Raw genomic sequence first — 8,566 nt, forward strand, 5'->3', positions numbered from 1 at the left:
ATCCTCAAACAAGCGAGCCTCAAAGATGTCTTTCTCGATCAGCAGGTGGTCGCCCATGACACGTCGAGATTCGCGGCGCAGTGGGAACGGTGACCACCACACTGCCTCGTAGCATTCCATCGCCTTTCGCGTTTCAGGCGTACAACGATTCTTAAGGTGATCCCACACACCCATCGCCTCTTTGACAAGGTCCTGGTAGATCTCTTCGCTGTCCTTGATGGTGTCGCGCTCGCCGCCGAGCGAAAACCACCAGAACAATTGAATCGCCGAACCGTCTTGGTTCAGCGATTTTCCTTGCGAGAACTTGTCAACCACATGAGGCCGGTGCGGGAACGCGCCGCAGTCATCATGCGTGACTGCCCATTCGGGCGGTGAGTAAGGAATCGGGTGTTCGCGTCGATGGGCGACCACGTAAAGCGCACAAGGAAGCGTCTTGTCATCGCCCTGCGGAGGCGCCAGCGACTCTCCAAATTCATCTCGCCCCTCACGCCCAATTCGGAAGTCGGCACCTGCAGCCGCGGCAAGCAACCCGTCGCCGGTTCCGTCGACAAACAGGGGAGACACCAGGCGGAACGAACTTTCGGTCGAATGCTGAGTGATATCGACCGAACGAATCCGATTGTCGTCCGTCTCACAGTCATCCAGTCGGGTGTTCAGATAAAGATCCAGGTTGGGCTCCCGTTCGCACCATTCACGTAGGATCAAATCCCAAATGCGTCGATTATCCGCGACTGGCGAACGCTTTGCATACTCCATCAGCAGCTCTTCAAGGATTCCTCCTTCGCGCGCCATGCGGTTATGCCACATGGAAGCAGCACCGTGTGGCGGGACGAGTGCAAAGCTACTTGAATTGCCTCCCAGGATCGGACGTTGCTCGATCAGCGCAACACGCACGCCAGCACGTGCTGCCGTAATCGCCGCGCAAATCCCTGGAATGCCGCCTCCGCAAACAACCAGTTGAAATTCCAATCGTGTTTTTGACTTCATCAAATGCCTAGGTTCTCATCTTAGATTGAATGTTGGGACTGGAGACTGCACGCCAGCACTCCATCACGAAATATCGACATGCGGTCACCTTTGATAATAGCGTGAAACGAGCGCTATCCATTTGGCTTGATTGCCACTTTTTCTGAGCAAGTCATTGAAGCGAGTAGCTCTTCCGATGCTTCCGATTCAGTTGGACTCAGATTCTTTCGTTTTCGCTGTTCCATCAATCGAAGACTTTGCGCGTTGCATTTGTATCGACGGGCAACAGCTGAACCGCGTCGGCCTGGACATTGCCGCCTGCGCCTTCAGATGACAGTTGAACGAAAATGGTTTCGCCCTTGGTGAACGCAAATGTTCCGATCGAATGAAATCCATCGTCCTGTGGGGGCTTCTTCATGTTGACCAAAGAACTCGATGTCTTTTCGCCGTACTCCACTTTGACAGGAACCTTGGAACCGCGGTTGAGGTGAGCCTGATAGGCAATCCGAACTTCGTAGTGATCCGACGATGGAATCTTGACGGGAAAACGGATCGTTGATGCATCGCGATCCCTTGCGACCACATAGCCGGTGCCAATGAAGCCGGGAAGCGCGAACTCGCTCCGCCAAACCTTGCTTTTGATCGCATCGCGATCGTCGACAACAATGCCGTCTAACGAATCCGGATTGGTGCCTTTAGCCTGCCCGCTTCCATCGGCCATGGGCAAAGCGTCGCCCGGATGAACGAACTCGGCATCAACCGATTCGCGGTACGTCTTTCCGGGAAGACGCAGCAACTGCTCCATTTCACTCCAGTGCGATTGATACACGTCGCGAGGCAGGCAGTCGTGACGAACGCAAACACTGGTTGCCTTGCCAACCACCTCGCCCATCATGCCACACGTTTTCATGACACGGGTTGTGCCAAGTGCTTTGTGCGTGATGCTGATATTGCGGCCCGCCATGAAAAGGTTGCTGATATTTCTTGAATAAAAGCAGCGATACGGAACAGGATATCCGTAGGCACGGTCGACCCTCTTGTCGTGCTCCGCAATCGAAATGAATGGGTTGTCAGGGAACTTGTCGGCGTATTGTTGTTTGGGATAGTGCAGGTCAACCGACCAAGTACTTGGCACGCAACCATCGACAAAATCGCGTTTTTCGACGACGTCATCACCGGTCAGGATGATGTCGCCCATCAGTCGCCTTGATTCGCGTGGCCCACCGACGTAGGCGACCCACGTCAAGAATGCACCCTTGTGTTCCTCGGCACCACCGCGATTCTTCATTGCGTTGAACGCACCGTAGACGGCACGCAGATTCCAGTCGCGAATTCCTTCTGCATCGTTGATTGCATCCTTGTCAAATCCGCTTTCCCAAAACCATTCGCCGTGATGGTTCCGCGGATAGGGAAAGTCCTCCATTTTGAGGTCAAGGGCCCAGGGAGTTTCCGGAAATGACTTGGCAGTCTCGGATTCATCCCAAGTCCACATGTTGCTCATGCCCATTCGTCCTTCGGGTGTCATCTCCCAGTCGGCTTTCGCCAGATAACCCACGGTGCCGTGGCCAGTACAGTCGACAAAGAATTGACCAAGGAACTTCTTATGCTGACTGGTTTTGGTATCGAATGCGCCAACGGACGTGATGCGATTGTCTTTCGTTTCGACTTTGAAAGCGTGATGATTCAGGAAGAGATCAATGTTGCTTTCGGCTCGAACGACACGTTCTTTCTTGGCGTCCTCAAACTCTTCGTAGGGGGCAGGTGACTTGGTCGCTCGATCGCAGAATTCCTCGATGATTTCTCCGATACGGGGGAACTTTCCACGACGAATGTGTCCCTTGGCCCAGACACGGACCTCGCTGGAACCATTTCCACCCAGCACCGGTCGATTTTGGATCAGCGCAACGCGACAGCCCATCCGAGCTGCAGAGATCGCCGCTCCCATCCCGGCGTAACCACCACCGACCACAACCAGATCGTAGCCTTCGTGCCTGATCGGCTCATTGTCGATGTTCAGGAGATCGCGTCGCCATTGCGGCAGGATATCAGAAGTATTGGGCGGCGGGTTGTCATCTTTCGTAAACAGAATCGCATCGCAACGTCCATCGAACCCGGTAAGATCACGAATCGTGACTTCCGATTCCAAAGCGTCGATTTGAACGCTTCCGCCGTCGTGCCAATGCCACTGTCTTCCCTGTGTCCCAAAGATCTCGTTGAGTGGTTTATCGTTGATGACGATCTGGAATTTTCCGGGTGCATCGCTGGCTTCCCATCGCGCCACCCAGTCTTTTGTTCGCACAAAAACTCTGTACTCTCCTGTTTCAGGGAAAGTCACCTTGGTTGAAGCGTCATCCACCGGACGACCCAACCCGTGGGCGAGCAAGTAGGGTGACCCCATTGAGTCGATGAATTGCGTGTCCAGTTTCCAGCCACCGTGCTCCGCAAATGACTCCGCTTCAACAAGCACCTGTTGCGCCAAGGAAGCTTGAACAAACACAATTTGAATGACGAATTGGATCGCGATTAGATACTTCAGCATTTTTTTCTCTGTGTAAATCGGTTGGTCGAAATAGTGGCAGGAGACGGACACACGGGGAGCGACACGGATGAGTCGGCTTGTCTCGTTCGTCACTTTGTCAAAAGTGATTTTCAACGCGGTGTGATCGGTGATCCTGTTTGATGTTTTATTGTGGGGGTGATCTCAAGGGAGTGATCCAAATATTCCGGAACAGGTTTGGGTTGCCGTGGTTTTGAAGCAGGATGGGGCCTTCGGCAACTTCCGGGCGTGGTCCAGCCGGTCCGCCGCCTGTGCCTCTGGGAAGACTAACGTTGTCGAGAACTTTCACACCGTTGTGGAGCAGTGAGATGACAGCGGGAGTAACCTTCTCCCCATCCTTGAATCGAGCTGCCTTGAACTCAATTTCCATGCTTTGCCAAGTCAACGGTGGCAAACACATGTTAATCTCAGCTGCGCGAATCCCGTAGACGCTGCCGCACCAGGTATCGACTGGCTTCAGCATGGGACGATCTCGCCATGCTTTGGGATCGGGATCCAGACCAAACGTGTCGGCAATTTGGATTTCGTATGCCCCCAGTGCGAATACGCCGCTATTACCGCGATGTGGATGACTGATCGGTAGCTCTGGCTTGAGCGGAACCAGAAACTCAAAGTAGAGTTGAAAGTCTTGGAAGTGCTGTTTGGTTTTGGCGCCCGCTTTCATATATCCGTCTGCAATTTTCGCGTTGGCCCATGCTTCGGTGTTCATTCCGTCAAACAATACGATCGCATCTGCCGGTGGTTTTTTGCCAACGACACCCGCGCTACGATCGACTTTGGTCCATCCGGTTAGATAGTCCTCGATGCCATCGGATTCAAACCAGTCGTGCGCGATGGACGTGCCGTCCCAACCATCACCAGGCAGCCCGCCCTCGTAGACCGAAATATAAAAGCGACGTTCAGTCGTCGTAACCTGCAGCGTTTTCGAACCTTTTCGATATTCGCCAATGAACTTCGATTCAGGGAAATCAATCGAAGCTGTTTCTGCGTTATTCCATACCAAAGCATTAGGATATTTCTTGATCTTCGGCTTCGATTTAGGAGAGATATCCTTCGCCTGTTGGTTGGAGTCATCCAGATTTGATTGGTCGACTGGTTCGGAAGACTGAGCCATGCCGGTCGCGGGAGCCTCGAACGCAAGCAAGAGGACTGATACACACAAGACGACTCGATAGATTTGCTGGGAGGAATTCACTTCAGCCTTTCGGTTTAAAAGGAGATCGTTCAAGTAATGTCAGTGCTTCGTGTCACTGAATCCTTACTACATTTCAATCTCAAAGCCCTCACGATAGGGTCGTTTCATCATGCTGGCGGCAAGTTCGTCGCCTACGATCGTTTCCGTTGCTTGGTCCCATTGGATCTTGCGTCCCAGTCGACAGCAGATTCCCGCCAGATGGCAAACATTCAGCATCTTCATGTGGGAATGAACGTCTGAGATCGGCAGCGCACGATTCTCGATCGAATGGATGAAGTTGGCCCAATGGGCTTCGCGGTTGTTCCCTTCCATCGGCAAGTCGCGATAGATTTTTGCTACTGCGTCATCGGCAAGCGGATTGTTAGCCAATTCTTCCACCGGTTTTCCCACCAGCTTTCCACGATTGACAAAGATGCGTCCAAGTTCTCCTTCAAAGAGAATTCCATTATCACCTTCGCTGCGGATGGCCATGACGACATCGCCAGCAGCGAACTCCACAGTCAAGTCGAATTTTCTGGCGGTGTTGTAACGGTCATTCTGCTGGGGCACGCCATCTTTGAATTCGACTCCATGCTCAGCCGATCCATCGACCGATACGGGGTCATTGTTCTGGCCGGCGGCAGCGATTCCCAGCATAGCGATATCAACGTGATGGGCTCCCCAGTCGGTTAGCTTGCCACCGGAGTGTTCATACCACCAGCGAAACTGGGTGTGCCCGTTTGTGAACCCCTTGCCCGGACCTTTCTTGGGGTTGTCCAGATAGCGATAGGGCATTTCTGGGGTGGGGCCAAGCCAACTATTCCAGTCCAGTGACTCAGGCACATCGACAATGGGAATTTCCGGGCTCCACCCCGCGGATCCGATATTGGCAGTAACACGTTTCAGCTTTCCGAGTCGTCCATCCGCAATGATCGCCAGTGCTTTGTTGAACAAGTCAAAACTGCTGCGTTGTTGCGTACCTACTTGTACAACACGACCGGTTTGTTTTTGAATCTTCCGAACCAGTTTGCCTTCATCAATGGTCAACGTCAGTGGTTTCTCACAATAGGCATCTTTGCCCGCAAGCATCGCCTCGATCAGAATCTTGGCGTGCCAATGATCAGGCGTGGAGATTTGAACGAGATCAATGTCACTTCGCGATAAAACCTCTCGGTAATCAGAGTATGTGTCCGCGTTGCCCTTGCAGAAAGTTTCGTTTGCGTGATCCAAATGCGATTTGTCGACGTCACATAGCGCAACCAAGTCGGCGTGCTCTTGATGAACCGAAGCCGTCCGGCTTCCATTTCCACCGATGCCGATCAATGCCGATCGCGGGCGCGCATTATTCGACTGAGCCGACGCCGAAGGGGCGGCAAAATGGTAGGCAGTCGCAGCGGCAACGGTCGCTGCGCTCCCTTGGATAAGAAATCCGCGGCGGGACACGGTGGGTCGTTTCATGTGTTTCATTCGATGGGACTCAATTTTAAGACACGAGGCTGGAGGTGAAAATAACAAGTTCAATAGGACAACGACGAGTTCCGAGCCAACTACTATCCTGTCGCCAGGTTCCAAGTCCCGCACGTTGACCTCCTCGAAGATCAAAATCCCCTTCCGGTCGCAAACTTCAAAGAGTTTTTTGTTCTGCGTCCCGTGCATGATCCGCATGAAGTTGGCTCCAGCCTCCTTCATAAGATCCACGTCCTGTTCCAATACATGCAACGGCTCGGAAGAACCCCAATAGCGGTGTTCACTCACTCGGTTGCATCCAGCCAGGCGTACAGGTTCACCGTTGAGCAACATCCTGGAATCGGTGAGCTCCACTTTCCGGATACCGAAGCTGTCGGTCTTTCGGTTCAGGATCGTATTCCCGTCGGAAATACTCGTGTCGATTTGATACAGCTTCGGGTTATCGAAATGCCATCGTTCGACCAGCGAAGAATCGAGCACAGTCTCGAGCACAATATCCTCATGGGAGTTCGGTCCGATTCGGATCGATCCTTTCAAGGCATCTATCTCCACGCCGTCCTTGATTCGGGAATCGACACCGATGGTCCTTGCTTCAGCAGAGTTGTTCTCAACCCTCACCTTGAGGGTCAGTTTCGCGGCACCGGTGCTCAGGTTCGGCTCCGCGTGAATGTACTGGTAGTCAATCCGGACGTCCTTGTTTTTCACCAAAGACACATCACGAATGATGCCTCCCCAATTCCAGGTGGCACCAACGATCGCGCTGTTATCGGCTTGAACCGCGAGGATGTTTTCTCCGTCGAAGTTCAAGGCGTTGGTAACATCAAACTCAAAGGGCGTGAAGCCACCTCTTTGCTTACCGATAAACTTGCCGTTCAGGTAAACCGTCGAAAGGTGGTAGACCCCGCCGAACTTCAAGTAATACCTCTCGTCCGATCGCTTCTTCCAACTCTCAGGAAGCTCGATCGCTTTTCGATACCACGCCTTTCCGGTGTAGTTTGAAAACTCATTGATCATGCCCCAGTGCCCGGGGACCTCCAGGTCGTGCCAATCCGAATCATCAAAATCGCTTCGATAAACAAGGTCCGGCTCTTGCTTGGCCCGCAGGTATTTCTGTTCGGAGATTTCGCGGAACATCACCGCGTCTGCCGCAACGCCCCCGCTGACGATCGAGGTTAGCTCCACATAGTTCTCGTCATCACGGTCAAACCGATAAATGCCCAGGCTGTTCCACCCGTTGCAAAAGACACGTTGGCTCACATACTTCGTGGTGATGCCCTGGGCGTGCTTCACGTGGTACTGAACAGTCAAGTGGGATGCAAAGGGGTACCTCGTGAAGGCTTCGTAGTAACCCGATTTTTTGAACTTCGGATAAAATCTGAAGTAAGAGTTATCTTCCTTATTCGCGCCCTTGAGGTTGGTCAGCGTAAAATTGTGCTGCTGATAGTCTTCACGATAAAATCTTGAATTTCGGACGCCCTGCTTTAATGCCTTCCATGTCCTTTTTGCCGGAACATCTGCATCGTTGTTATCAATAACGATGTCCGTATCCGACTCCTGGATATCCATGTAGTTGGATCCTTCTCCATCAATGGCATAGAACTTCCAGTTTCCATTGAGTGAAATTTCTTCCTCGCCTTGACTCGCTCCACAAGCCGTTGAGGCGATGGATAGAGCCAGGACAAACATGCCGAGGTGCGTCATTTTGTTAAGGTTAATCATTCCAATGTTCGTCGATAATTTTCTGGATATGTGGATAATCGCCGTCCTCTTCGTTTAGCTTCTTGCGTTTGCTTTTGAGCTCTTCCTTCAGCTTCGAAATAATCTCTCGGTACTTCGGATTCCCATACTCATTTTGCATTTCCTGCGGGTCCTTTTCGAGGTCGTAGAACTCCCAGGCTGCAGGCGTGTCAAAGTCATAACGCCCCCACCCGTCCTGCTTAATCTTGTCCTTGGTTTTGTAATACGCGCCGTAATAGAAAATCAGTTTGTATTTCTTTGTCCGGATTCCAAAGTGAGCAGGGTTGGCATGTCGGCTGCCCATGTGCATCCAATACCGATAGTACGTCGATTGCCGCCAACCTTCGGGTTCGACTCCAGTTTCGAGGATCGATTTGAGGCTTGTGCCTTGCATGTAACTCGGGACCTCGCCACCGGCAATATCGATCAAGGTTGGAGCAAAATCGGTATTGTTGATCAGGGCGTCTGATCTCAATCCGGTGCCATAAGCTTTCGGAAAGTGAACGATCAACGGCATTCGCATCGACTCCTCGTACATCCAGCGTTTGTCGATGTAGTCATGTTCGCCAAGCATGTAGCCCTGGTCTGATGTGTAAATGACAATGGTGTTTTCCATCAGTCCCAGCTGCTTCAAACAGTCGATCAAACGCCCAACATTGTCGTCG

At 52.3% G+C, this 8,566-nt stretch carries 5 protein-coding genes and 1 pseudogene; all 6 read right to left on the minus strand.

From position 1 onward, the window contains the following. The coding region (locus tag RMSM_RS35955; RefSeq protein WP_040771418.1) for an FAD-dependent oxidoreductase at nt 1–987 on the minus strand (987 nt) is incomplete at its 3' end. Nucleotides 988–1,210: 223 nt separating this feature from the next. Next, the gene (locus RMSM_RS35960; protein ID WP_040771425.1) at nt 1,211–3,505 is read right to left on the minus strand and encodes an FAD-dependent oxidoreductase; all 2,295 of its coding nucleotides are present in this window, start codon (nt 3,503–3,505) and stop codon (nt 1,211–1,213) included. Between the two features lie 145 nt (nt 3,506–3,650). Next, nucleotides 3,651–4,718, minus strand: a complete 1,068-nt coding sequence (locus RMSM_RS35965) for a 3-keto-disaccharide hydrolase (protein ID WP_236622442.1) — start codon at nt 4,716–4,718, stop codon at nt 3,651–3,653. A 66-nt stretch (nt 4,719–4,784) separates the two neighbouring features. Further along, nucleotides 4,785–6,155: a Gfo/Idh/MocA family protein gene (locus RMSM_RS43300; protein WP_390173752.1), complete on the minus strand. Its 1,371-nt coding sequence runs from the start codon at nt 6,153–6,155 to the stop codon at nt 4,785–4,787. Nucleotides 6,156–6,284: 129 nt separating this feature from the next. Beyond that, a pseudogene (locus RMSM_RS43660) lies at nt 6,285–7,883 on the minus strand (golvesin C-terminal-like domain-containing protein); the annotation flags it as partial. Beyond that, nucleotides 7,876–8,566 (minus strand): sulfatase/phosphatase domain-containing protein (locus RMSM_RS35975; RefSeq protein WP_040771422.1); only part of this gene is annotated, 691 nt, incomplete at its 5' end. The pseudogene RMSM_RS43660 and the gene RMSM_RS35975, both read right to left, overlap by 8 nt.

It is taken from the genome of Rhodopirellula maiorica SM1 (assembly GCF_000346295.1).
GTDB classification, from domain to species: Bacteria; Planctomycetota; Planctomycetia; order Pirellulales; family Pirellulaceae; genus Novipirellula; species Novipirellula maiorica.

Bases quoted from the DNA above. Each gene is read 5' to 3' on its own strand.
- RMSM_RS35960 (WP_040771425.1), bottom strand. From the start codon at position 3,505: ATGCTGAAGTATCTAATCGCGATCCAATTCGTCATTCAAATTGTGTTT.
- RMSM_RS43300 (WP_390173752.1), bottom strand. From the start codon at position 6,155: ATGAAACGACCCACCGTGTCCCGCCGCGGATTTCTTATCCAAGGGAGC.